This is a genomic window from Streptomyces sp. SDT5-1 (assembly GCF_052245995.1).
Lineage (GTDB): Bacteria > Actinomycetota > Actinomycetes > Streptomycetales > Streptomycetaceae > Streptomyces.
In genome coordinates this window covers 2,924,119-2,948,280 of sequence record NZ_CM125963.1, presented here as the reverse complement: position 1 = coordinate 2,948,280, position 24,162 = coordinate 2,924,119, and the positions used below count along the sequence as shown (strand labels likewise).

Genomic DNA, 24,162 nt, shown 5'->3' with positions numbered 1-24,162 from the left:
TCGGCTCAGCGATCTGACGAACCGTCAGGTCGCCTGATGTGGACAGGGAACCACGGCAGGAGGGCTGCGCAGCCATGAAGTCGTACATAGTCGGCGTCGGCATGACCAGGTTCGAGAAGCCCGAGACCCGGGACTGGCAGTACTGGGACATGGTCAAGGAGGCGGGCACCACGGCCCTCGCCGACGCCGGGATCTCCTACGACGACGTGCAGCAGGCCCCCGTCGGCTACTGCTTCCAGGCGTCGACGGCGGGCCAGCGGGCCGCGTACGAGCTGGGGTTGACCGGCATCCCGGTCTACAACGTCAACAACAACTGTGCGACCGGCTCGACCGCGCTGATGATGGCCCGCCAGTTCGTCGAGGGCGGCATCAGCGACTGCGTGCTCGCCCTCGGCTTCGAGAAGATGCAGCGCGGCGCGCTCGGGGGCGGGGCCGACGGCGGCGATTTCAAGACGTCTCCCGTCGCCCGCCACTACGGCATCATGGCGGCCCGGCACGGATTCGAGATGAGCCCGCCCACCGCCCAGATCTTCGGCGACGCCGCCCGCGAGCACATGGAGAAGTACGGCACGACCGAGGCGCAGCTCGCGGCGGTCGGCGCCAAGAACCACCGGCACTCCGTGAACAACCCGTACGCCCAGTTCCAGGACCCGTACACGGTCGACGAGATCCTCGCCGCGAAGACCATCCACATGCCGCTCACCAAGCTCCAGTGCTCACCCACCTCGGACGGCGCGGCGGCTGCCGTCGTCGTCTCCGAACGCTTCGTCGAGGAACGCGGCCTCGGAGACAGGGCGGTCGAGATCGTCGCCCAGTCGATGACGACGGACACCGAGGAGTCCTTCGCGTCCGGCTCCTGCATCGACGTGGTCGGACAGCCCATGTCGCGGGACGCGGCCCGCCAGGTCTTCGAAACCTCCGGCCTCGGCATCGAGGACGTCGACGTCGTCGAACTCCACGACTGCTTCTCCATCAACGAACTCCTCACCTACGAGGCGCTCGGCATGTGCGCCGAGGGCGAGTCCGGCAAACTCGTCGAGTCCGGCGCGACGACTTACGGAGGCACCTGGGTCGTGAACCCCTCCGGCGGCCTCATCTCCAAGGGTCACCCCCTGGGCGCGACCGGCATCGCCCAAGCGGCGGAACTGACCTGGCAGTTGAGGGGCGAGGCCGGACCCCGCCAGGTACCGGAAGCGCGGGTCGGCCTCGCGCACAACATCGGCCTGGGCGGCGCGGCGGTCGTGACGATGCTGCGGCGGGGGTGAACGTCACGCCCCCACAAAGCGGACGGCTGACCCGCCCGCCCCATCAGTTCCACAGCCCCTCCGAAGGAAGCCGCAGCGCGTAGGTGATCTCCGCTCCGCCGATCACGAGGAGCCCGCCGGAGGTGAGAGCGAGGGCGTTGGCCTCCTGGAGGAGAGGAAGGGCCCGGGTACGGCCGGTGGAGACGTGGGTCAGGTGCAACCGGGCGTCGTCCCAAGCGGTCGCGAGGACCGGGCCCGCAGGGGTGTCGGCTGCGGCAAGGGCGGTGACCAGCGCAGGTCGTTGTTCGACGGGCCTCGGCATCGGATCGCTGCCGACGGACCACAGTCGGACGGTCCCGTCCGTCGCGGCGGCGAAGACCAGGTCGATGTCGTCCTCCGCCAGGTGCAGACAGGTGGCCGCGGAGACGGGTGCCTGGTGGAGCCGCACTGCTTGTGGCAGCGACTGGTACGTGGTCAACGACCAGACGTGCACGGTGCCTTGCGTGTCGCCGATCACCGCGGTCGTCGCCCGCAGGTCGGAGGCCAGGGCGGTGGGGAGCACGGGGCGGGGGGCCAGGGCGGCCTGTCCGTGGTACGCGGCGATGTCGGCCGCGAAGGGCGCATCGGGTGTCGCGGGCAGGAGGGTGCCCCGGTCGTCCAGCAGGAGTTGTGCCCCGGCCATGTGGGACGGGCGGGCGGTGCGTGGGGCCGGCAGCGTCCCGGCGTTCCGGCCGGTGGCCGCGTCCAGGACCTGCAGGTCGCCGGGCGGGGCGGCGGCGACCACGGTGCCGTCGGCGAGCGCCGCAAGGGCCGTGACGGGGAGGCCGGACCGTGCCCACACAGTGGGCAGCGGGTGCTCCTCGGCCAGCGGCTGCAGGGCGCTGGCCAAGGCGGCGTCGTGGGCGAGGGCGGCGGTGTGCAGGAACACGGCACGCTGAGCGTCCCCGTGTTCACGGGCGGACAGCTGTGGGGCGGCCAGGGGCCACAGCGCACGCAGCGAGAGCGGGGCGGGGGAGCCCGGTGCGTCGAGGGACGCGCTGATCGCTGCGACCGGGCCGTGCAGGAGGAAGCCCGGGTCGCTCAGCAGGTCCCGTACGGCGTTGCGGTCCGGTGCCTGATCCAGAATCTGATCGCGTACCTGACGCGGGGCCCGGGCCCAGTCGGCACGACCCTGCTCGGTGCGGGGCACGGAGCCCCGGAGGGCGGCGAAGTCGGCCTGCGGCCGCGGCGCTTCGAAAGCGTCGCACCTCAGGGCGATGTTCTTCGCCTCGCCTGGGAACAGCGCCTCGTCGGTGGTTTCGACGGCCATGCGGACGTGCTCAAGACGCAGCAGCGGAGCCAGCAGCATCTCGACGACCGTCGCCGGACCGCGGGCGAGATGCAGGTCGGGTACGACCAGCAGCAGCGGACGCGGATCATCTGCCACCCGCTTCAGCAGCCGGTGCGCGGGCCGCGGGCCGTAGCCCAGCTGACGGCCCAGCTCCCAGGCCACGCCGTCGGTGTCCAGTCCCTTGGCCGGCACCGTGGCATGCACGGTGGTGCCCGGACTGTCGCCCCACTCGGCCAGGAAGCGGGCGAGCATATGGCTCTTGCCGCTGCCCCGCGTTCCAGTGACCCGGCAAAGACGGGACGAACCTTCCGCAACCCAGGCCAGCAGTTCCTGTGCCGGCGTCGTATCCACGATCTCGCTGCTCGTACCCACTGATAGTTCTCCTGTAGCTCCCCTGGGGCTCCCCTACTGCTGCTGCTCAGCGGCTTCGCGCAGCTGCCGAATCCCCTCCGCCCGAGAGGCGGCGCTTTCCCCATAGGGGAAGTTGTGCGTCATCTGCGCCTCGGGAAAGACCTGGCCGAGCCACATCGAGCAGTAGTGGCCGGGCATGAAGCAGGGCTCCAACTCGGTATGGATGCGCAGCACCTGCTCGGCCTCCAGGCCCGCGGCGCTGAGCTGTTCCCAAAGCCGCTCCTCAGGGTGAACACCGATGGCACCCGAGGCGGTGACGATCTGTTTCTCGCCCTGCCCGTTGAGGACTTCGAAGGCGGTGAACCACTCGGTGCTCGCGGTGTCCCGGATGTCGTCAAGGACCAGAGGCCACCAGTTCTCGCGCTGGGCGAAGGCCTCAGGGTCGAGGGAGCGCAGGCGTTCCTCCAGGCGCGTGTACGCCTGCTCGGCACGCTGAGGTTCATCGGTCGTCAGGATGAGACGCAGTGCCTGATCCAGCTCGGTGAGGGACTGGGCGAACGCCTCGGGAGACGAGCTGACGAAGCGCAGGTCCTCCTCCCAGTCCAGCAGTACGGCCCGCACCGCCCCGTCCCGGTCGGCGCACAGCTCGAAGCCGCCGTCGGTCCCCAGGCGCGCCCACGCCTCGCACTCCTCCTGTACGACCTGCCGGCCCACCGCGGCCGCGTACTCGCCCAGCAGCACCGGCTCGTCGGCCTGAGTCGCAAAATACGGTCCCACGCGCAGCGGCAGCACGACCTGCGAGACGCGACGCACACTGGCGGGCACGTCGAGCGGGTTCTGAGCGTCCGCGGTCCCGAAGGACCTGTGAACCCGGGCATCATTCAAGGTGGAGACTCCAAAATTTCGACCGTGCGGGGGATTCGGGCGCAACGCTACGCCGGGATCCCTTCTTCAACGTATTCCAGCATGCGTCGCCACGTGGAGTCCTCGTCGCCGACCGAGGTGGGATCCGATTCCTGCATCCGGCTGAGCAGCCGGGCGGCCGCACCGGTTGTGTCAATGAACTCTTCGACGGCACCGAAATCGTAATTCTTACGCTCTTCTTCGAGCAGGCAGAGGAAATGTGCGAACGCGTGGATGCTCGCGTTGAGGGGGTAAATTTCAGCGCCGTCGTCGGGCAGGCAGTAGACGATTCCGGTCTCGCCGTCCACCGCGATCCCGTCGTAGGGGATGTCGCCCAGAGAGATCCAGTCGGCCGCGGTCGGGGGGAGATTGTCGAATGCGTCCGCGATCTCCGGGTGCACATCTCCGAGACGGACGCTTCCACCGGAGAAGCCGAGGTCGAGGTAGAACCACTTGTTCTCCTGGTGGGGCAGCCCCACGTCCCGCAGGAACGACCGAGTCTCGGCGTGCGTCACCCCGGCGAGCTGTGCTTCGTCGAGTGTGACCATGTCGGACGGCTCGAAGTGGCGCTCCATGGTTTCGCGGTCAATGAGCGGAGGCATGCGTGCTGTCTTTCCAATCCGGCGATGTAACTTGCGGCTATTTACCCTTTTTGCGCAGATCATCCAGGTAGTTTTGCATCTCCTGGTTTCCGCGAAGCTGTGACTCCTTTGAAGTGCCGTATTCTACGCTATGGGAGACCTGGACTTCCTTCGGCATGTGTTCGCTCATCCATGCGCTGCAGTTCGGCCCCGACGTGCAGGGTTCGCGTTCCGTGTACAGTTCGGAAATTTTGTGAGTGGCGCCGGACTGGATCGAAGGAATTCCCAGAACTCGCTCGGAATGCACGGGGAACCTGCTGCGCCCGGCGAGAATGAACTCGTCATCGGCGCCCTTCTGCCCGAACCTGACCGCGGCGTAGTTGTTGCTGCTGAACTGCTGATTTCCGTCTTTGTCTTTCGCGTAGGTTCCGTAGCTCTTGTCCGAGTGGCGCGCGAGTTGTGCGGCCCTGGACAGGTCGGTGCTGCCGAGGGCGACCTGCGTGGAGTCCTTCTGCGGTCGCGCCTCGCCCTTCTTCTTTTTCGGGAGCCCGAGCTTTCCCCGTGGGCGTGGATCGGTCGTGTCGTCGGCGTTGAGCCGCAGGATGCCCAGACGCTTCTTGTCGTTCTCGTCGAGGGGGTGCTTCTGCCCGTCGTTCCCGAGCCGCGTGACGTTCCTGTTGTCGCTGTGGTGGTACACCGGGGTGGAACCCCGGCTCTTCCCGATCTCGTCCAGCGACAGGGCGGTGTCCCTGTCGTTCTCGCGGTGGTTGGTGGCCATCTTCTTGAGGCCGCGGGGCATGACGTCATCGAGGTGCGTGGCCATGCGCTTGGCGCCCTTCTGGATTCCGTCGGAGACGGTGTCCAGGCCGGCGTTGGCGGCGTCGGCGAGAGCATCCTTGCCTCGTGTGCGGCCGTGGGCACTGCGGGCCCGGCCGAGGCTGTGGTCGCTGGAGGAGCCGAGTTCGGCGCCGATGCTCTTGAGCTTGGAGCTGGCGTCGTCGAACGCATCCAGATCGATGCTGAACTTGCCGCTGCCCCCGCCGGAGGGGCCGGCGGCACTGAGGAGCTGCATGTCTCCGGCCTGCTTGTCGCCCTGTCCCCCCATCGCGTTGCCCGCGGCCTGAATGGCCAGGTCACCGGCCATGGAGCCGAGAGCCTCGAATACCGGGCCCATGGCGGTGGTCACGATCTGTGACGCGATCTGTTCGCACACTTCTGAGAGGATGCGTTTCACCGCGGTACGGGTGGCCGCCGTCCCGGCCAGTCCGCCCAGGGTGGACAGGCCGAGCGTGAAGGGCGCCGCGGCAACGGAGGCGGCGATCTCGGCGGCCAGGACGCCGAGTTGGACGATCGCGGCGATCTTCGCGCCCTCGATCAGAACGGCCACCGCGTCCAGGGCGGTGCCTGTCAGCCGGCCGGCCTCGGCGAGGTTCGCCAGGTGGGTCCCCTTGACCGTGGACCAGTGGGCCGACAGCGCGTCGACCGCTCCGCCCTCGCTGTTGCCGATGACATCGCTCAGCAACTTCGCGGCGTCCGCGGCGCCTTTGTCGACGGTCTCGGCGAACTCCCGCATGGCTTCGGCCATTTCGCGGTAGTCGTCCTCGTCCACGTTCGGCCAGGACACCCCGATGATGTCCAGCGCCTCGTCCGCCCAGCCCGGCAGGGTTATGCCCATCAACTGTCCCCGATCATGTGTTCCCTGACGGACTGTATGGTGCGGGGGCGGGGTGAGGTCAATATGACTCTTGTTGGGAGGGCGAGGCGGGTGGACCCACTGAGGTCTGAGCGGGTTGAGATCGATCCCGCGGATCTGGCGGATGTCGAATCGCCGGAGCGCGCTCAGGACGTGCTGCGTTCGATGCGTGCCCTGGCGGACAACCCGAAGATGGACGACCGGGTTCGAGAGATGGCGCGTGGGGTGCTCTCCGGGGACCTGACACTCCGTGAGGCCGTGCTCTCGGACGTCTACATGGACGCGCTCGGAGCGCGAGTGGGCGAGGCGGTGAAAGCGGCCAAATCGCTCTCGCCCGAGGAGGAGCAGAAGAGTGAGGAGCGGTTCCAGGCCTTGCTGGCCAAGCAGGAGCGGGACGAGGGCGAGTCGCAGCGCGCGCCGACCGCAGGGCGAACCAGCAGCGGTGTGGTGTACCCCGAGCCGCCGCGCAGGCCGACCGTAGGACGCCCCGGCAGCGGTGCGGTGCACGACTTGCGCCGCCGGTGACCGGGCGGTCGACCGGCCGGACCTAGGTCCCCGGACCTATGGCCCGGGGCGGAAACGGCTGCGGCGAAATCCGGATGTACGGGGTGTCGGGGGGCTGAGACCATGACACGCATGGCCCAGACTCCTTCCGGCGCCGCTTCCGAAGCGGCCTCCGACGACGCGATACGTTCCCGAGGCCGGGCGGGCGGTGGGCCGCCCGCGTGGCTCGTGGTGGCGGTGGCCTGCGCCGGGCAGTTCCTCGTCGTCCTCGACGTGTCCGTGGTGAACGTGGCGCTGCCGTCGATGCGCGCCGACCTCGGGCTCAGCGCGAACGGGCTGCAGTGGGTCGTCAACGCGTACTCGATCGCGTTCGCGGGCTTCATGCTGCTCGGCGGCCGGGCGGGCGATCTCTTCGGCCGCAAGCGGATGTTCCTCGTCGGGCTCGGCCTGTTCACGCTCGCCTCGCTCGCGGGCGGCCTCGCGCAGGAGGGCTGGGAGCTGCTCGCGGCGCGGGCGGTGCAGGGCCTCGGAGCCGCGGTGCTGGCACCCTCCACCCTGACGATCCTCACCTCGGCCGTTCCCGAGGGCGCCGCGCGGGCGCGGGCCATCGCGACCTGGACCGCGGTGGGCGCGGGCGGCGGCGCGGCGGGCGGACTCGTCGGCGGCGTCCTCACCGAGGGCCTGAGCTGGCGGTGGGTGCTGCTGATCAACGTTCCGCTGGGCGCCGTCGTGCTCGCGGCGGCCGCCCGCTGGATCCGGGAGTCCCGCGGGGGCGGCGACCGGCGCCTCGACCTGCCGGGCGCGGTCCTCGTCACGGCGGGCACGGCCGTCCTCGCGTACGGCATCGTGCAGACGGAGGCGCGGGGCTGGGGCGACGCGGCGACGCTGGTGCCGCTGGCGATCGGGCTGCTGCTGGTCGTGGGATTCCTCGCGGTGGAGGCCCGTACGCGGCTGCCCCTGATGCCGCTCGGCCTGTTCAAGGTGCGCTCGGTGGCGGTCGCGAACGCCGCGATGTTCGTGTGCGGCATGGGCTCGTTCGCCATGTGGTTCTTCATGACCCTCTACGCCCAGAACGTGCTCGGCTACACGCCCATCGAGGCGGGCCTCGCCCTCGTCCCGAGCTCCCTCGCCGTGGTCATCGGCTCGAAGTTCGCCCCGCGCCTGATGCCCCGCTACGGCGCCCGCAACGTGGCCACCGCGGGTGTCCTCGTCACCGCCGCCGGATTCCTCTGGCAGTCGACGATGACCCCGGACGGCGGGTACGTCACCACGATCATGCTCCCCGGCATCGTGATGATGGCGGGCGCCGGCTGCGCGATGACCCCGCTGGCGTCCCTCGCCACATCGGGCGCGGCCCCCGGCGACGCGGGCCTCGTCTCGGGCCTGGTCAACACGTCCCGCACTCTCGGCGGCTCCCTGGGCCTGGCGATCCTCTCCACGGTGGCCACGAGCCGCTCCGCGGGCTCGACCGACCCATCGGCCCTGACCCGCGGCTACGCGGGCGCGTTCGCGACGGGAGCGGCGATCCTGGTGGTGGCCGCGGTGGTACTCCTCGCAGGCATGCGGCAGGCAGGGCCGGGTGCCGGTTCGGCAAAATCAAGCCTCTCCGGCGATTGAGGAGCGGGGCTCTGGGCGGAGCCCCGCGACCGCACCCCCCCCCGTTACAGCCACCCCTTGTCCGCGGCCACCCCCAGCGCCTCCGTCCGGTTCCGCGCCCCCGTCTTGCCGATCGCCGACGACAGATAGTTCCGCACGGTCGACTCCGACAGATGAAGCTTCCCGGCGATGTCGGAGACGGTCGCCCCGTCCGCCGCCGCCCGCAGCGCGTCCGCCTCCCGCGCGGTCAACGGGCTGGGCCCCGCGCCCAGCGCCGCCGCGGCCAGCGCCGGATCGACCACCGTCTCGCCCCGCAGCACCGCCCTGATCGCCTCGGCGAGCTCCTCCACCGGACCGTCCTTGACGAGGAACCCCGCGGCTCCCGCCTCCATGGCCCGCCGCAGATACCCGGGCCGCCCGAACGTGGTGAGGATCAGGACCCGGCAGTCCGGCACCTGGTCACGGAGGTCCGCCGCGGCGTCGAGCCCGCTGCGACCCGGCAGCTCGATGTCGAGGAGCGCCACGTCGGGCCGCTGCGCGAGCGCCGTGTCGACGATGACGTCCCCCGTGGCGACCTGCGCGACGACCTCCAGGTCGGGCTCGAGCCCCAGCAGCAGCGCGAGCGCGCCCCGCATCATCCCCTGGTCCTCCGCGAGCAGCACGCGGATGCACTTGGCCGGGCGGTGGTCCTGCGGCATCTCGGTCACGCCGAGAGACTACGACGCCGGGCCCCCGGCCGCCGTCGGCACACGGTCGGCCGTGGGAAGTTCCGCCCGCACCTCGAACCCGCCGCGCGGTCCCTCGCCGGACCGCAGCGACCCGCCCGCCGCGGCGATCCGTTCCGTCAGCCCCTTCAGGCCCGTGCCGCCCGCCCCGGACCCGGCCGCGGAGCCAGGCCCCGCCCCGTCGTCCGTGACCCGCAGCCGGACCCGCTCGTCCGTGCCGTCGACGGCGATCACGCACCGCGTCGCCCCGCTGTGCCGGATCGTATTGGTGACCGCCTCCCGGACCACCCACCCCAGCAGGGCTTCCGTCCGTGCCGAGAGGGGCGGCCCTGACTGCCGTACGACCGGTTCGACGGACGCCGCCGAGAGGGCCGAGCGCGCCCGGTCCAGCTCTGTGGCGAGGCTGCCCTCCCGGTATCCCGTGACCGCCTCCCGGATCTCGGTGAGCGCCTGCCGGCCCACCGCCTCTATGTCGGTGACCTGTTCGAGCGCCGCGTCCAGGTCGCGCGGGGCGAGCCGCCGCGCCGCCTCCGACTTCACCACGATCACCGACATCGTGTGGCCGAGCAGATCGTGCAGGTCGCGCGAGAAGCGCAGCCGCTCCTGCTCCACGGCCCGCCGCGCCAACTCCTCCCGGGCGTCCCGCAGTTCGCGTACGGTCTCGGACAGCGACAGGATCGCCGCCGTCACCATCGTGGACAGGAACGTGCCGTACGAGACGCTCACCGCGTCCCAGCCCTCGCGCACCCCGGACACCACGCCCGCGAGAACCGTCAGGGCGAGCCCGATCCGGCCCAGGTGCCGCCCCCGCGCCACCGCCCCCACCGCGAGCCCGAGCAGCGGGAAGAGCGCCAGCCAACTGCCCCCGTACGCCCCGGCGAGCCCGCAGGTCAGCAGCGTCATCACGACGACCGCGCCCCGCGTCGACGCCGCCTGCCGCGTCTTCCGGTGGAACGCCCGGAACACCACGTACACGTACAGGGAGTTGAAGACGAACAGGCCGATGCCGCCCGCCCACGGGTGCGGGGTTCTGCCCTGGACGAGGTTCGACGCGGCGCCCAGGCCCATCAGCAGCCACGGCAGCAGCGCGAACCCGGTGGGCGGCGGGCCCAACTCCTCGGCGGGCCGCCCATGTTCGCGCCGCCGCGCCCGCGCCCGCGCGTTGTCGGCCCGCCACTCGGCCCGCGCGTCGCGCCACGCGCGCACCCCGTGACCGACCCGATTCCTCCAGGACATGACCGACCCCCGTCGTTCAGATGGTGCGCGCGGACCCGCGGTACGAGACCACAGCGTACGAACCGAAGGCCAGCAGCCAGCCGGCGAGCACGGCGAGCGCGGCGACGGACGGCGCGTGCCCGTCCGCGACGGCCGTTCCGAGCTGCGCGAACCGGTTGGTCGGCGTGAACGACGACACCTTCTGGAGCCAGTCGGGGAACAGCGCCACCGGGAACCAGAGCCCGCCGAGCACCGCGAGCCCCAGGTAGCAGAGCATGTTGACGCCGCCGAGCGCCTGCGACGTCAGCCGGTAGCCGTTGCCGAGGCCCAGCATCGTGAACGGCAGCGAGCCCAGCCACAACAGCACCGCGATCACCGGCCACTTCCAGGCGTCCATCCGTACGCCGTTGACCAGCGCGCCCGCGAGCAGCACCGCCACCACCGCGGGCAGCACCGTCACCGCCCCGGTGAGCGCCCGCCCGACGACGCCCTGCCGCGAGGTCATCGGCGTGATCCTCAGCTGCCGCAGCCAGCCGATCGCCCGGTCCTCGGCGACCCCGCCCGCCGTGTTCAGGGCCGCGCCGAGCGCCCCGTACGCGGCCATGCCCACCATGGAGGCGGTGCGCCAACTGTCGTCCGTGTAGCCGATGTTGGTGAACAGGAGGTACATCAGGACCGGCATCGCGATCGCGCCGATCACGAACCGTCCGTCGCGCAGCGTGCGCCGCACTTCGAGCCTCAGGTAGTCCCACATCACACACGCTCCAGGTGGTCGTCGAGGCCCTCGGGGGCCGCCGTCAGCGCCATGAAGGCGTCGTCGAGGGAGGCGGCCTTCACCTCCAGATTCCGTACGAGGCCCTGCGCGGCCAGCGCCACGACCGTCGCGTCGGGGTCGTCGGAGCGCAGCCGGGCCCGGTCCCCGCGCACCTCCACCGCCGTCACCCCCGGAAGCAGCGCGAGCCCCTCCGTGCCGCGCCCCGCCAGGCCGAAGGAGACGAGGCTGCCGCCGCCCGCCCTGCGCAGCTCGTCGCCGCTGCCGTCCGCGACGACCCGGCCGCGGTCGATCACCACGATCCGGTCGGCGTTCGCGTCGGCCTCCTCCAGGTAGTGCGTGGAGAAGAGCACCGTGTGCCCGCGCCGCGCGTACGCCCGCATCGACCTCCAGAACGCGTGCCGTGCCTCGACGTCGAGCGCGGCCGTCGGCTCGTCGAGCACGAGCAGCGCCGGATCGCCCGCGAGCGCCACCGCGAACCGCACGCGCTGCGTCTGCCCGCCGGACAGCTTGTCGACGCGGCGCCCGGCCAGCTCCTCGATCCCGGCGAGCCGCAGCGCCTCCCGTACGTCCATGGGGTGCGGATAGCGGCCCGCCACGAACGAGACCAGCTCGGCGACCGTCACCCGGGGCACCGCCCGCCCCTCCTGGAGCATCGCGCCGACCCGCCCGGCCCGCACCGCCTCCCGCGGCGCCGTGCCGAACAGCTCGACGTGCCCCTCGTCCGGCTCGTCCAGGCCGAGGAGGAGCGCGATGGAGGTGGACTTGCCCGCGCCGTTGCGGCCGAGCAGCGCCACGGTCTCGCCCGCCGCGATGTCGAGGTCGAGCCCGTCCACGGCCCGTACCGCACCGAATGTCCTGACGGCCCCCGTGAACGAGACGGCCGCTGCGTTCGTCGTCTTCATGCCGATGACGCTACGGAGCGGGGGAGGGGCGGTGGCAGATGCGACTGTCCGGACTTCGGCAGTACAAATGTCACCACCCAGGTTTTCTGACGCGTCGTCAGAAAGGTGTGCCACGGCCCTTCCCAAGCCATGCGCCGTTGGCTATACATGGGGCGCCGGGGGAAATGGAACAGGTTCTACCCGGCCCCTGACGACCTCGGTGCGGTCGACGGTGCGGACGGCCGCACCGAGGTCTTCGACCAGCCTTAGGAGCGTTTGCCTCTATGCCCATCGACGCCGCGAAGGCCGTAGCCGCCGAGCCCAGGTCCGCCGAGATCACCTGGGGCCACAAGGACATCCAGCTCTACCACCTCGGGCTCGGCGCGGGCGTCCCCGCCACCGACCCCGACGAGTTGCGCTACACGCTCGAGTCGAAGCTGCACGTCCTGCCGAGCTTCGCGACCGTCGCGGGCGCCGGCATGGGCGTCGTCGGCGGCCTCTCCGCGCCCGGCATCGACGTCAACCTCGCGCACGTCCTGCACGGCGGCCAGACCATCGAGCTGCACCGTCCGATCCCGGTCGAGGGGAAGGCCACCGCCACCTCGCGGGTCGCCGCCGTCTACGACAAGACGAAGGCGGCCGTTCTTGTCCTGCGCAGCGAAGTCGCCGACGCCGAAGGGCCGTTGTGGACCAGCGACTCCCAGATCTTCGTCCGGGGGGAGGGCGGCTTCGGCGGCGACCGCGGCCCCTCCGAGCGCCTCGAGGTCCCGGAGCGCGCGCCCGACCGCACCGTCGAGCGTGCCATCCGTGAGGACCAGGCCCTCCTCTACCGCCTCTCCGGCGACTGGAACCCGCTGCACGCCGACCCGGAGTTCGCCAAGCTCGCCGGCTTCGACAAGCCGATCCTGCACGGCCTGTGCAGCTACGGGATGACGCTCAAGGCCGTCGCCGACACGGTCCTCGGCGGCGACGTCTCCCGCATCACCCGCTACAGCACCCGCTTCGCCGGGATCGTCTTCCCGGGCGAGACGCTGCGCGTGCGCATGTGGGAGCAGCCGGGCCGGGTGCAGGTCACGGTCACGGCCGTGGAGCGCGAGGACGCGCCGGTGCTCGCGGACACCCTCGTCGACCACCACTGACCACCGGTACAGGTACCGCGACGTACGAAGGAGCCGCACGCCATGCGAGCAGCCGTACTGCACGAGATAGGCCAGGACAAACTCGAGGTACTGGACGACGTCGAGGCGGTCGGCTTCGGCCCCGGCAAGGTTCGGGTCCGGCTGCGCGCCACCGGCCTGTGCCACTCCGACGTCTCCGCGATGAACGGGGTGCTGCCGCAGCCCGCCCCCTTCATCCCGGGGCACGAGGGCGCGGGCGAGATCGTCGAGGTCGGCGACGGCGTCACGAACCTCACGCCGGGCCAGCGTGTCCTGATGTGCTGGCTGCCCGCCTGCGGCGCCTGCCCCGCCTGCAAGCGCGGCCAGACCGAACTCTGCCTCGCCGGGTTCATGAACGCGGGCACCCCCAACTTCAAGCGCCCCGGCGGCGACGTCTTCGGCTTCGCCGGCACCGGCACCTTCACCGAGGAGGTCGTCGTCAACGCGGCCTGCGCCGTGCCGATCCCCGACGACGTGCCGTTCGACATCGCCGCGCTCATCGGCTGCGGCGTCACCACGGGGCTCGGCGCCGCGATCAACACGGCGGACGTGGCGGCGGGTTCGTCGGTCGCGGTCATCGGCTGCGGCGGCGTCGGCATCTCCGCGATCCAGGGCGCCCGGCTCAAGGGCGCGGCGGAGATCGTCGCCGTCGACCCGGTCGAGTCCCGCCGCGAGTCGGCGCTCAAGTTCGGTGCCACGAAGGCGATCTCGCCCGACGAGCTCGCCGACGCCAAGCAGAACATCACCGCGGGCGAGGGCTTCGACTACGTCTTCGAGGTCGTCGGCAAGTCCGCCACCGCCCGCACGGCGTACGAGACGACGCGGCGCGGCGGCACGCTGTGCGTCGTCGGCGCGGGCGCCATGGACGACTTCCTCCAGCTCAACATGTTCGAGCTGTTCTTCGACGAGAAGAAGATCCTGCCGTCGATGTACGGGGGCGGGGACGTCCTGCAGTCCTACGAGCGCGCGATCGCCCTGTGGCGGGCGGGCCGCATCGACCTGGAGTCCCTGATCACCCACCGGGTGCCGCTGGCGGAGATCAACGAGGCGCTGGACCAGATGCGCACGGGCGTCGCGCTGCGGACCTGCATCGAGCTGTAGGCCGGGCATTTCGAGCCGCGGCACACACGAACCAAGGGAGCCGACCGCATGTCAACGCCGCTCACCGGCCTCACGGCCATCGTCACCGGCGCCGGGCGGGGCCTCGGCCGCGCCGAGGCCCTGGAACTCGCCCGCCTCGGCGCCAACGTCGTCGTCAACGACTTCGGCCAACCCGGCCGCGACGGCTCCGGCGAGGCCACGGCGGGCCCCGCGGAGCAGGTCGTCGCCGAGATCGAGGCCGCGGGCGGCGCCGCCACCGCGCACACCGGCGACGTCGCCGACCACCAACAGGCCGAGGAACTCGTCCGGTTGGCGGTCGACACGTACGGCAAGCTGGACATCCTCGTCAACAACGCCGGCATCCTCCGCGACCGCATGATCTTCTCGATGACCGAGCAGGAGTGGGACTCGGTCATCCACGTCCACCTCAAGGGCCACTACAACACCAGCCACTTCGCGGCCCGCCACTGGCGCGAGGCCTCGAAGGCGGCCGGCGCCCCGGTCTACGGCCGGATCGTCAACACCTCGTCCGAGGCCTTCCTCGCGGGCTCCGCCGGGCAGCCCAACTACGCCGCGGCCAAGGGCGGCATCGTGGGGCTCACCACCTCCACGGCGCTGGCCCTCGCCAAGTACGGAGTGACCGCCAACGTCATCTGCCCGCGCGCCCGCACCCGTATGACGGAGGACGTGTTCGCCGGGTTCGCCCAGCCGGAGGAGGGGCTCGACCCGCTCGCGCCCGAGCACGTCGCCCCGCTCGTCGGCTACCTCGCGTCGCCCGCCGCCGCCAACGTCAACGGGCAGCTGCTCGTGGTGCACGGCGGCATGGTCGCCGTCGTCGACCGGCCCAGGGTGCAGGCCAAGTTCGACACGGCCAAGGACGCGTTCACGTACGACGAGCTGGACGCGCTGCTCACGCCGCACTACAAGGACCGCCCGCCCCACGAGACGTTCGCCGCGGCCGAGATCCTCGGCCTCAAGCACGGCTGAGCACGGCCGGGCAGAGCCGAACACGACTGAGGGGCCCGGCAGTTGCCGGGCCCCTCAGAGTGACGTTTCTTCACGTCGAGTGTCGAGCGCTACGCCTCGTTCGCGCGCGGCCCGCGGTGCCGCCCGCGCGGCTTCGACTCCTGGTCGCCGCCCGGCGTGGGCGACGAGGACACCTCGCCGCGGTGCCGACCCGAGCCGGCCCGCACCTGGTGCGCCGCCTCCGTGTCGACCTCGACATCCGTGCCGTTGCCTTCCGCCATCGGAACATTCACCCCGTAAACACGTACAAGATCCTTCAGTTACAGCCGGGCGAGTCTAACGGTCCGCGCCGCGGCCGCCGAGGGGTGCCTGCGCCAGTGGGACGGGGCGGGGCGCCGCCGGTTCCGGGGGCTCCGGTTCCGCCGCAGGTCCCGGCCGTTCCACGCGGGGTTCGGGGGCCGGGATCCGGGCGAGACCGCACGGCGCCTCCTCGGTGACACAGGGCAGCGAGAGCAGCCCCTCCCGCGAGAAGAAGCCGCTGCCGGGCAGCCAGCCGCCGGGCGCCGCGACCTGGTGCAGCACACCCTCTGCGGGCCGCCACAGGCCGAGCCACGGCGAGCCGCCCTCCGCGCTCTCGACGTGCAGCGCCACCGCGCAGCCCTCCGGCATCAGGGACTGCCCCGGCTGGACGGCGAACGGCGTCAGCTCGCAGTCGGCGAGCCGCAGCGAATCGGGGAAGCGGATCGGCAGCGTGCTGCCCAGGACGCCCCAGCCGAGCCGGAGTTCACCCGGGCTCGCGGCGTCCGAGCGGAGCAGGATGAGCCCGCTGTCGAGGTCGGCGACGAGCAGCCGGTCCTCGCTCTCCTCCGCGATCTGGAGCAGCGGCGAGACCTCGCCGCCCCGGTCCAGGTCCACCACCACCGTCTTCACCGGGCCGCCGCCCGCCGACTCGGGAAGCCCCCGGTCGAGCGCGAGCAGCCGGGCCTCGCGGGACAGCCAGACCCCGCCCGAGCAGTGCCCCGGCACCTCGGCGAGCAGTTCGGGCCCGAAGGAGCCGCCCGCCACCTGCCACACCTGCGTCGTCGTCTCGCCGACCGACAGGGCGTACGCGCACCGGCCGTCCGGCGTCGGCGGCAGCAGCGTGAGGTCCTCGCACTCCACGGCGCCGAGCGGCACCTCGCCCGTGCCGGGGCCCGTCGGGTACAGCAGCGAGAACATCTGGCGCCCCGCCGCGGTGCGCTGGATCAGCACCCGGCCGTCGGTCAGGGGCTGTACGGCGGTGCCGGGCTCCTCCGGCTGGTTGCCGGGCAGCGGCACCGCGTACGGCTCCGGGCCGTCCAGGGTCCAGCGCTCGGGGAACCAGGAGCCGGGGGAGTCGCCGTCGTGCGCGAGCCGTGCCGCGTACGACGCGTCCATCGTGAGCACACATCCGGTGTGCGGCGGTCGTGGCGGCATTTCCGGCGTATCCGGCGTGGGTTCGGTGGCCAGGGCCGTCATGGATCAGTCACCTCCGCTTGTCCGGGCAGACGCTAGTTTTCGCACGAACCTCCGTGGCACCCGGCGCCCGCCGTTTCACACGAAAGGTGGGCCGTGCCATGAATTGGCTGAGAACGACCGGTGCCGTGTGCTCCCCTTCGCCGTCCTTCCGGTCGGGGCCGGGCTTGGGGGTGCGGCGGGCGGCGCGGGTAACCTGTGTGCGTGCCCCGTCTGTCTGAAGTAACCACCGCCCTCGAAGCCCTCTGGCCCCCGGCCCTCGCCGAGGGATGGGACGCGGTCGGCACGGTCGCCGGCGACCCGGACGCCGAGGTCGGCCGGGTCCTGTTCGCGGTCGACCCGGTCCAGGAGATCGTCGACGAGGCCGTGAAGCTGGGCGCCGACCTGCTGGTCACCCACCACCCGCTCTACCTGCGCGGTACGACGACGGTGGCGGCGTCCACGTTCAAGGGCCGCGCCGTCCACACGCTGATCAAGAACGACATCGCGCTGCACGTCGCGCACACCAACGCCGACAAGGCCGACCCCGGTGTCTCCGACGCGCTCGCCGGCGCCCTCGACGTCCGCGTCGTACGCCCCCTGGTCCCGGACCCCACCGACCCCGCGGGCCGCCGCGGCCTCGGCCGGGTCTGCGAGCTCGAGCACCCCGTGACGCTGCGCGAGCTCGCGGGCCGCGCCGCCGACCGGCTGCCCGCCACCGCGCAGGGCATCAGGGTCGCGGGCGACCTCGACGCGACCGTGCGTACGATCGCCGTGAGCGGCGGCTCCGGTGACAGCCTCTTCGACGAGGTGCGTGCGGCCGGTGTCGACGCCTTCCTCACCGCGGACCTGCGCCACCACCCGGTGAGCGAGGCCCGCGAGACCACGCCTCTCGCGCTGCTCGACGCGGCGCACTGGGCCACCGAGTGGCCCTGGTGCGAGCTGGCCGCGGCTCAGCTCGACGAGATCTCCGACCGCGAGGGATGGGGCCTGCGAGTCCACGTCTCGAAGACGGTCACCGATCCCTGGACCGCCCACGCGGCGTCCGCCCGCCCGTCGCCCGCCACCACCCCTTCAGCGAGCGCTACGCGCACCCCTTCTGACTCGTCTGTATCTACTTTTGGAGCCCCCAACTGAACGCCGCGCCCGCCGACCAGATCCGTCTGCTCGACCTCCAGGACCTGGACACCCGTCTCCAGCAGCTCGCGCACAAGAAGAAGTCGCTGCCCGAGCACGCCGAGATCGAGTCCCTCACCAAGGACCTCACGCAGCTGCGCGACCTGCACGTCGCCGCGACGACCGAGGAGAGCGACTGCGCCCGCGAGCAGACCAAGGCCGAGCAGGACGTCGACCAGGTCCGCCAGCGCGCCGCCCGCGACCAGAAGCGCCTCGACTCCGGCGCCGTCACCTCGCCCAAGGACCTGGAGAACCTCCAGCGCGAGATCGCCTCGCTGGCCAAGCGCCAGGGCGACCTGGAGGACGTCGTCCTCGAGGTCATGGAGCGCCGTGAGTCCGCGCAGGAGCGCGCGGGCGAGCTGGCCGAGCGGCTCGCCTCCGTGCAGGCCAAGGTCGACGACGCGACCTCGCGCCGCGACGAGGCCGCCGCCGCCATCGACGCCGACGTGGCGTCGGTGACGAAGGAGCGCGAGGTCGTCGCCGGGTCGATCCCGGCGGACCTCCTGAAGCTCTACGACAAGCTGCGCGAGCAGCAGGGCGGGGTCGGGGCGGCGAAGCTGTTCCAGCGGCGCTGCGAAGGGTGCCGTCTCGAGCTGAACATCACGGAGCTGAACGAGGTGCGTGCCGCTGCCGCGGATGCGGTGGTGCGGTGCGAGAACTGCCGGCGGATTCTGGTCCGTACGTCCGAGTCGGGTCTGTAGGAATGTCACGGTCCCACGGTGTTGCGGTCGCGGGGCTCTGCCCCGGACCCCGCGCCTCAATCGCCGGCGGGGCTTGAATGGCCGCACCTGACCTGAGCGCCCCCGCCACCTTCCTGCTGCTCCGGCACGGGGAGACCGCCCTGACGCCCGAGAAGCGGTTCTCCGGGAGCGGGGGCGGGGATCCCGAGCTGTCCGAGGTCGGGCGGGCGCAGGCCGCCGCCGCCGCGACGGCCCTGGTCACGCGCGGGGTTGACGTCATCGTCGCGTCGCCGCTCGCCCGGTGCAGGGAGACCGCCGACGTCGTGGCCACGCGGCTCGGGATCGGGGTCGAGGTCGACGACGGGCTGCGCGAGACGCACTTCGGGGCGTGGGAAGGGCTCACGTTCAAGGAGGTCGGCGCGCGGTATCCGGACGACCTCAAGGCGTGGCTCGGCTCGTCCGACGCCGCGCCCACCGGCGGCGGCGAGAGCTTCGCCGAGGTCGCCGACCGGGTCGCGAAGGCGAGGGACCGGCTGACCGCCGCCCACCGGGGGCGTACCGCGCTGCTGGTCAGCCATGTGACGCCGATCAAGACGCTGGTGCGGCTCGCGCTCGGCGCACCGGCCGATGCGATGTTCCGGATGGAGATCGCGGCGGCGTCTTTGTCCACGGTCGCGTACTACGCGGACGGGAACGCGAGCGTGCGCTGCCTCAACGAGACAGCGCACCTGGGCTGACCGGGCCCTGGCGGAGGCCGCTCGCCTCGCGGGCCAGGGACTCCACCCGGCCCCAGTCCTTCGCCGCGATCGCGTCGGCCGGGAGCATCCAGCTGCCGCCCACGCAGCCGACGTTCTTCAGGGCCAGGTAGCCGGGCGCGTTCGAGGGGGAGACGCCGCCCGTGGGGCAGAAGCGGGCCTGGGGAAGCGGTCCCGCGAGGGCCTTCAGGTAGGCGGCGCCGCCCGCGGCCTCGGCGGGGAAGAACTTCATCTCGTGCACGCCGCGCTCGATGAGCGCCACGACCTCGGACGTCGTCGAGACGCCGGGCAGGAACGGCACGCCCGACTTCTTCATCGCGTCGAGCAGCGCGTCCGTCCAGCCGGGGCTGACCAGGAAGCGGGCGCCCGCGGCCACGGAGTCCGCGACGTTCTCCGCCGAGATCACCGTGCCGGCGCCGACGACGGCCTCCGGCACCTCGGCGGCGATGGCCCGGATCGCGTCGAGGGCGGCGGGCGTGCGCAGGGTCACCTCGATCGCGGGCAGGCCGCCCGCGACGAGCGCCCGCGCGAGCGGCACCGCGTCGGCGACGTCCTCCACCACGACGACGGGGACGACGGGGGCGAGATCCAGCACGGAGGAGCCGGCAGAGGCGGCGGCAGTCGAGGTCATGGCACCATCCTGCCCCGGTCGACGCAGCATGCGCAAAGGGCGTTGCGCATGCTGCAATGAATCGGCTTGCGGGTCAGTGGATCTCGTCGACCAGGACGTCCAGGCTCCACGGCCGGCCCGCCTTCGCCGGCTCCTCGACCTCGACGACGTAGCCGAGGCCGCGCAGCACGTCGACCAGCTCCGCGGGGCCCGCGGGCGCGGCGCCCGACTCCAGGAGCGAGCGGACGATCCGGCCCTTGGTCGCCTTGTTGAAGTGCGAGACGACCTTGCGGGTCGGCGCGTGCAGCACCCGCACCGTCGCCGTCCGCTCCGCGACCTCGCCCTTGGGCTTCCAGGCACTCGCGTACGCCGACGAGCGCAGGTCGAGGACGAGGCCGTCGCCCGTGGCCTCCGGCATGACCTCGGCCATGGGTCCCCGCCAGTACGCGCCGAGGGCGCCGAGCCCCGGCAGCTTCACGCCCATCGAGCAGCGGTACGAGGGAATCCTGTCGGCGACGCCGACCGCGCCCCACAGGCCGGAGAAGACGAGCAGCGACTTCGCCGCGCGCTTCTTCGCGGCGGCGTCCAGGGAGGCCAGGTCGAGGGCGTCGTAGAGGACACCCGTGTAGATCTTGCCCGCCGGGCGGGCGCCCGCCGTGCGCAGCTCCGCGTTCTTGGCGACCTCGCCGCGCAGCCCCTCGCTCAGGCCGAGCACCTCGCGCGCCTTCTCCTCGTCGGCGGCGCACAGCTCGACCAGCTCGTCCAGGACGGCCGCCCGCGCCTCGGCGAGGCCCGGCAGGGAAAGACCCTCCGGCTTCAGCGGCGCCCCGCGTCCGGAAGCGGCCTTACCCTCCGACGGCGGCAACAGCACAAGCACGGGGCACTCCTCTTACACGTACGGAACAACTGTCGATCGACGCCCCAGCGTACGGCGTGCCGATCCCGCCGCCCGCTTCTACGCTCGTGGCATGCCCCGTCGCCACCTCCGTGTGACCGGCGCGGCACGGGAGCCGCTCGGCGCCGTGCTGCGCGACCTGCGTACGAAGCTGGACGTGCCCCAGGAGTTCCCCGCCGACGTGCTCGCGGAGGCGGAGCGCGTGGCCGCCGAGCCGCCGTGGCTGCCCGACCGGGACGAGACGGCGATCCCGTTCTTCACCATCGACCCGCCCACGTCGACCGACCTCGACCAGGCCATGCACCTGTCCCGGCGCCCCGGCGGCGGCTACCGCGTGCGGTACGCGATCGCCGACGTCGCCGCGTTCGTCGCGCCCGGCGGCGCCATCGACGCCGAGGCGCACCGCCGCGTCACCACGCTGTACTTCCCCGACGAGAAGGTGCCGCTGCACCCCACCGTGCTCAGCGAGGGCGCCGCGAGCCTGCTGCCCGACCAGACCTGCCCCGCCGTGCTGTGGACCATCGACCTGGACGCCGACGGGCGCGTCGAGTCCACCGACGTCGACCGCGCGCTCGTCCGCAGCCGCGCCAAGCTCGACTACGAAGGCGTGCAGAAGGCCATCGACGACGGGACCGCCGAGGAGCCGCTCGCGCTGCTCAAGGACGTCGGCACGCTGCGCGAACGCCTGGAGATCGAGCGCGGCGGCATCTCGCTCGACGTGCCCGAGCAGGAGATCGTCGCGAGCGACACCGCGTACGAACTCGCCTACCGGGCCCCGCTGCCCGCCGACTCGTGGAACGCCCAGATCTCGCTGCTCACCGGCATGGCCGCCGCCGACCTGATGCTCGTGTCGGGCACCGGCATCCTGCGCACCCTGCCGGCCGCCCCCGACGGCGCGGTCGGCCGCCTTCGCCGCACCGCGAAGGCGCTGCACATCGAATGGCCGCACCACGTCCCGTACTCCGACCTCGTACGCTCCCTCGACCCGCGGGACCCGCACCACGCCGCGTTCCTCCAGGAGTGCACGACGCTGCTGCGCGGCGCCGGGTACACGGCGTTCACGGGCGGCCAGGCCCCCGAACTCGCCACGCACGCCGCCGTCGCCGCGCCCTACACGCACTGCACCGCGCCCCTGCGCCGCCTCGTCGACCGCTACGCCTCCGAGCTGTGCCTCGCCGCGTGCGCGGGCCGCGGCGTCCCCGAGTGGGTGCTCGCCGCCCTCGACGGCCTCCCGAAGGAGATGGCCGAGGGCACGCGGCGGGCCAACACCGTGGAGCGCGAGTGCGTCGACATCGTCGAGGCGGCGCTGCTCAAGCACCGGGTCGGCGACCTCTTCGAGGCGGTCGTCGTGGACGTCAAGGAGCGCGAACCCACCGCGGGGACCGTGCAGTTGACCCGGCCCGCCGTCGTCGCCCGCATCGAGGGCGGCGCGTCCGCGCTGCCGCTGGGGGAGCGGCTGCGGGTCCGGCTCACGCAGGCCGACCCGGGCTCGGCGAAGGTGCTGTTCGCTCCCGCGTGAGCCGCTGTTCCAGGGCGCGGGCGAGCCGGTCGGGCTCCTCGGCGTGCAGCCGCACCAGGCGGACGGGGCGCGGGCGGCCCAGGAACGTGACGTGCGTGACGGGCTCGGCGAGTTCGACGGCGACGCTGGTCTGCGCGCCGACGTCCAGGTTCAGCTCACCCTCCGCGGGCTGGTGCGTGTACTTGTTCTCGCGGCGCACCGACGCGATCCGCTCCAGCGGTATCCGCAGGTCGACATGGGCGGCGCGGCGCACGTACAGCGCGTCGCCCGTGACCACGTGCGGCCGGGTCACCGACGCGGCGTGCAGGCCGAGCACCATCAGCACCGTGTAGACGTCGAGGAACAGGACGACGTGGTGGAGCGTCGGCCAGTCGCGCAGCAGCGCCCACATCCCGAAGGACTCGACGACGCACACGAACGTGATGCCGTACATCATCACCGCCTGGCCCCGCGCGTACGGGAACACGTCGGCGCCCTCCGGAACCCCGTGCCGCCGCCGCGCCGCCCAGCGCCCCAGGCTCACGAACACCCGCAGCTCGTGCCCGACGACCCGGCGCACGCCCGCGGGCACCACATCCCGCACGGCGTCCCGGCCCCCGCGCCGGTACAGCACACCGAGACCGCAGGCCTCGACGACGAGCACCGCGACGACCGCGGCCTCGACGGCCCGCGGTGGCCTGATGCCCGCCAACAGGAAGCCGGTTACGAGCAGTTCGGCGCCCAGGGCGGCGTAGGCGAGCACGCGCAGCGTCGTCCGCAGGGCGGTCATGGCGCGCCTCCCTCGGCGGCGATCCGCAGCGCGCGGCGGACGGCCTCGGCCTGGGCGGGGGAGAAGTCGGCGAGGAAGGTGTCGAGCAGGGTGGCGCCGTCCGCCAGGGCCTCGCCGGTCGGCAGCTCGGGCGGCACGCACGCGGCCAGCGCCCGCGCCGCCTCGTCCACCCGGGGGTCGTCGGCCGGGGCGTCGGCGAGCGCGTCGAGCCGGGCGTACACGTCACGGGCGGCGTCGAGCGCGCCAGGACCGGAGAGCGTGGGCAGCAGCACCGCCATCAGCCGCTCCCGCTCCTCGGGAGGCGCGGCGGTGTCGATGAGCGCGAGCACCTCACGATCCTTCGCGGCCATCGGCGACCCGCTCAGCTCATCACCCAACTCGCCCAAGAACTCCGACAGTTCCGGCGACAACGGCCCTTCGGCGGGCAACCGCCCCCGCTCGGCGTCGGACAACAGCCCCCGCAGCCGCTCCCGCCGCTCATGGATGGCCGCCTCCTGCCGCGCCAGATCGGCGTCCAGCTCGCCGAGCACCTCCACGAGGTCGCGCCCCGCGTCGTCCGCGAGCACGTCCCGCACCTCGGCGAGTCCGAGCCCCAGCTCGGTGAGCCGCCGGATCCGCGCGAGCTCGACGGCGTGCCGCAGCCCGTACGACCGATACCCATTGCCCAGCCGCTCCGGCTCCGCCAGCAGCCCCAGATGGTGATAGTGCCTGATGGCCCGCGTGGTGACCCCGACAACCCGCCCCAACTCTCCGATCCGCATGCCCTCAGTAGAAACGTTGACGCTGCGGCAGGGTCAAGCGCACGGCGGCGCCCGGCGCGGCAGGTAGGATGGCCGGACGGCAGACGAGCCGGGCGGGCGGCCGCGTGGGGTTCTTCGGAACCTCCCGAGGAACGTCCGGGCTCCACAGGGCAAGGTGGTGGCTAACGGCCACCCGGGGTGACCCGCGGGACAGTGCCACAGAAAACAGACCGCCCAGCTTGCTGGGTAAGGGTGAAACGGTGGTGTAAGAGACCACCAGCGCCTGAGGCGACTCAGGCGGCTAGGTAAACCCCACCTGGAGCAAGGTCAAGAGGAGCCGCCTCGGTGGCTCTGCGCGAACGATCGAGGGCTGCCCGCCCGATGTTCGCGGGTAGACCGCAGGAGGCCGGTGGCAACGCCGGTCCTAGATGGATGGCCGTCGCCGGAGGCCCCGCGAGGAACCTCCGGAACAGAACCCGGCGTACAGCCCGACTCGTCTGCCCCTTTCTCTCTCCCCCCGCGA

At 72.1% G+C, this 24,162-nt stretch carries 23 protein-coding genes, 1 other RNA gene and 1 pseudogene; 11 read left to right on the top strand and 14 right to left on the bottom strand.

What is annotated here, in order from left to right; translation table 11 throughout:
* Positions 1 to 74: 74 nt before the first annotated feature.
* Positions 75 to 1,265, top strand: a complete 1,191-nt coding sequence (locus ACTWJ8_RS13795; RefSeq protein ID WP_356377609.1) for a lipid-transfer protein — start codon at positions 75 to 77, stop codon at positions 1,263 to 1,265.
* A gap of 43 nt (positions 1,266 to 1,308) precedes the next feature.
* On the opposite strand, the gene ACTWJ8_RS13790 is transcribed toward ACTWJ8_RS13795, so the two are convergent.
* The 4 genes from ACTWJ8_RS13790 to ACTWJ8_RS13775 form a co-directional block, all read right to left on the bottom strand.
* On the bottom strand, positions 1,309 to 2,826 hold the full coding sequence (locus ACTWJ8_RS13790) for a WD40 repeat domain-containing protein (protein ID WP_443263971.1): 1,518 nt from the start codon (positions 2,824 to 2,826) through the stop codon (positions 1,309 to 1,311).
* Between the two features lie 153 nt (positions 2,827 to 2,979).
* The gene (locus ACTWJ8_RS13785) at positions 2,980 to 3,750 is read right to left on the bottom strand and encodes a nucleic acid/nucleotide deaminase domain-containing protein (protein WP_443263970.1); all 771 of its coding nucleotides are present in this window, start codon (positions 3,748 to 3,750) and stop codon (positions 2,980 to 2,982) included.
* A 107-nt stretch (positions 3,751 to 3,857) separates the two neighbouring features.
* Positions 3,858 to 4,430: an SUKH-4 family immunity protein gene (locus tag ACTWJ8_RS13780; protein ID WP_443263969.1), complete on the bottom strand. Its 573-nt coding sequence runs from the start codon at positions 4,428 to 4,430 to the stop codon at positions 3,858 to 3,860.
* 37 nt (positions 4,431 to 4,467) lie between these two features.
* Entirely contained in the window at positions 4,468 to 6,084 is a 1,617-nt protein-coding gene (locus ACTWJ8_RS13775; protein ID WP_443263968.1) for a nucleic acid/nucleotide deaminase domain-containing protein, read from the bottom strand.
* 90 nt (positions 6,085 to 6,174) lie between these two features.
* Between ACTWJ8_RS13775 and ACTWJ8_RS13770 the strand changes: the two genes are divergently transcribed.
* Together ACTWJ8_RS13770 and ACTWJ8_RS13765 are read left to right on the top strand one after the other, a co-directional pair.
* On the top strand, positions 6,175 to 6,627 hold the full coding sequence (locus tag ACTWJ8_RS13770) for a hypothetical protein (RefSeq protein ID WP_443263967.1): 453 nt from the start codon (positions 6,175 to 6,177) through the stop codon (positions 6,625 to 6,627).
* Between the two features lie 102 nt (positions 6,628 to 6,729).
* Positions 6,730 to 8,223, top strand: a complete 1,494-nt coding sequence (locus ACTWJ8_RS13765; RefSeq protein WP_443263966.1) for a DHA2 family efflux MFS transporter permease subunit — start codon at positions 6,730 to 6,732, stop codon at positions 8,221 to 8,223.
* Between the two features lie 44 nt (positions 8,224 to 8,267).
* On the opposite strand, the gene ACTWJ8_RS13760 is transcribed toward ACTWJ8_RS13765, so the two are convergent.
* Genes ACTWJ8_RS13760 through ACTWJ8_RS13745 form a run of 4 tightly spaced genes read right to left on the bottom strand, consistent with a single transcriptional unit; the run spans position 8,268 to position 11,819 of the window.
* Complete coding sequence (locus ACTWJ8_RS13760; RefSeq protein ID WP_356377966.1) at positions 8,268 to 8,900, bottom strand: response regulator transcription factor; 633 nt, start codon at positions 8,898 to 8,900, stop codon at positions 8,268 to 8,270.
* 18 nt (positions 8,901 to 8,918) lie between these two features.
* On the bottom strand, positions 8,919 to 10,163 hold the full coding sequence (locus tag ACTWJ8_RS13755) for a sensor histidine kinase (protein WP_356377629.1): 1,245 nt from the start codon (positions 10,161 to 10,163) through the stop codon (positions 8,919 to 8,921).
* Positions 10,164 to 10,179: 16 nt separating this feature from the next.
* Positions 10,180 to 10,896, bottom strand: a complete 717-nt coding sequence (locus ACTWJ8_RS13750) for an ABC transporter permease (protein ID WP_356377632.1) — start codon at positions 10,894 to 10,896, stop codon at positions 10,180 to 10,182.
* Positions 10,896 to 11,819: an ATP-binding cassette domain-containing protein gene (locus tag ACTWJ8_RS13745; RefSeq protein ID WP_443263965.1), complete on the bottom strand. Its 924-nt coding sequence runs from the start codon at positions 11,817 to 11,819 to the stop codon at positions 10,896 to 10,898. The genes ACTWJ8_RS13750 and ACTWJ8_RS13745 overlap by 1 nt, the downstream gene beginning before the upstream one ends.
* A 263-nt stretch (positions 11,820 to 12,082) precedes the next feature.
* On the opposite strand from ACTWJ8_RS13745, the gene ACTWJ8_RS13740 reads away from it, so the two are divergent.
* The 3 genes from ACTWJ8_RS13740 to ACTWJ8_RS13730 are packed head-to-tail and all read left to right on the top strand — an operon-like array spanning position 12,083 to position 15,043.
* On the top strand, positions 12,083 to 12,937 hold the full coding sequence (locus tag ACTWJ8_RS13740) for a MaoC/PaaZ C-terminal domain-containing protein (protein ID WP_443263964.1): 855 nt from the start codon (positions 12,083 to 12,085) through the stop codon (positions 12,935 to 12,937).
* Positions 12,938 to 12,979: 42 nt separating this feature from the next.
* Positions 12,980 to 14,056, top strand: a complete 1,077-nt coding sequence (locus ACTWJ8_RS13735) for a Zn-dependent alcohol dehydrogenase (RefSeq protein WP_443263963.1) — start codon at positions 12,980 to 12,982, stop codon at positions 14,054 to 14,056.
* Positions 14,057 to 14,104: 48 nt separating this feature from the next.
* Positions 14,105 to 15,043, top strand: a complete 939-nt coding sequence (locus ACTWJ8_RS13730) for a 3-oxoacyl-ACP reductase (RefSeq protein ID WP_356377643.1) — start codon at positions 14,105 to 14,107, stop codon at positions 15,041 to 15,043.
* An 89-nt stretch (positions 15,044 to 15,132) separates the two neighbouring features.
* Here ACTWJ8_RS13730 and ACTWJ8_RS13725 read toward each other — a convergent pair whose 3' ends face one another.
* Complete coding sequence (locus ACTWJ8_RS13725; protein WP_356377646.1) at positions 15,133 to 15,303, bottom strand: hypothetical protein; 171 nt, start codon at positions 15,301 to 15,303, stop codon at positions 15,133 to 15,135.
* Positions 15,304 to 15,358: 55 nt separating this feature from the next.
* Positions 15,359 to 16,519, bottom strand: coding sequence for a hypothetical protein (locus ACTWJ8_RS13720; RefSeq protein WP_443263962.1), 1,161 nt, complete (start codon positions 16,517 to 16,519; stop codon positions 15,359 to 15,361).
* A 201-nt stretch (positions 16,520 to 16,720) separates the two neighbouring features.
* Between ACTWJ8_RS13720 and ACTWJ8_RS13715 the strand changes: the two genes are divergently transcribed.
* The 3 genes and pseudogenes from ACTWJ8_RS13715 to ACTWJ8_RS13705 all read left to right on the top strand — a co-directional run.
* A complete protein-coding gene (locus ACTWJ8_RS13715; RefSeq protein ID WP_356377652.1) occupies positions 16,721 to 17,632 on the top strand; it encodes a Nif3-like dinuclear metal center hexameric protein in 912 nt (303 codons plus the stop codon).
* On the top strand, positions 17,629 to 18,372 hold the full coding sequence (locus ACTWJ8_RS13710) for a zinc ribbon domain-containing protein (protein WP_443264882.1): 744 nt from the start codon (positions 17,629 to 17,631) through the stop codon (positions 18,370 to 18,372). Before ACTWJ8_RS13715 ends, ACTWJ8_RS13710 begins: the two co-directional genes overlap by 4 nt.
* An 80-nt stretch (positions 18,373 to 18,452) precedes the next feature.
* Positions 18,453 to 19,088 (top strand): annotated as a pseudogene (locus ACTWJ8_RS13705) (histidine phosphatase family protein); the annotation flags it as partial.
* Here the strand turns inward: ACTWJ8_RS13705 and eda are convergent.
* On the bottom strand, positions 19,063 to 19,737 hold the full coding sequence (eda, locus tag ACTWJ8_RS13700; protein ID WP_443263961.1) for a bifunctional 4-hydroxy-2-oxoglutarate aldolase/2-dehydro-3-deoxy-phosphogluconate aldolase: 675 nt from the start codon (positions 19,735 to 19,737) through the stop codon (positions 19,063 to 19,065). The pseudogene ACTWJ8_RS13705 and the gene eda overlap by 26 nt on opposite strands.
* 73 nt (positions 19,738 to 19,810) lie before the next feature.
* The gene (yaaA, locus tag ACTWJ8_RS13695) at positions 19,811 to 20,593 is read right to left on the bottom strand and encodes a peroxide stress protein YaaA (RefSeq protein WP_443263960.1); all 783 of its coding nucleotides are present in this window, start codon (positions 20,591 to 20,593) and stop codon (positions 19,811 to 19,813) included.
* Between the two features lie 91 nt (positions 20,594 to 20,684).
* Here yaaA and ACTWJ8_RS13690 point away from each other — a divergent pair, with 91 nt between their 5' ends.
* Positions 20,685 to 22,130: an RNB domain-containing ribonuclease gene (locus tag ACTWJ8_RS13690; protein WP_443263959.1), complete on the top strand. Its 1,446-nt coding sequence runs from the start codon at positions 20,685 to 20,687 to the stop codon at positions 22,128 to 22,130.
* Here ACTWJ8_RS13690 and ACTWJ8_RS13685 read toward each other — a convergent pair.
* A complete protein-coding gene (locus tag ACTWJ8_RS13685) occupies positions 22,081 to 22,899 on the bottom strand; it encodes a hypothetical protein (RefSeq protein WP_443263958.1) in 819 nt (272 codons plus the stop codon). The genes ACTWJ8_RS13690 and ACTWJ8_RS13685 overlap by 50 nt on opposite strands.
* Positions 22,896 to 23,660, bottom strand: coding sequence for a MerR family transcriptional regulator (locus ACTWJ8_RS13680; RefSeq protein WP_443263957.1), 765 nt, complete (start codon positions 23,658 to 23,660; stop codon positions 22,896 to 22,898). The genes ACTWJ8_RS13685 and ACTWJ8_RS13680 overlap by 4 nt, the downstream gene beginning before the upstream one ends.
* Before the next feature lie 84 nt (positions 23,661 to 23,744).
* On the opposite strand from ACTWJ8_RS13680, the gene rnpB reads away from it, so the two are divergent.
* Positions 23,745 to 24,139, top strand: an RNA gene (rnpB, locus tag ACTWJ8_RS13675) — RNase P RNA component class A.
* Positions 24,140 to 24,162 lie beyond the last annotated feature (23 nt).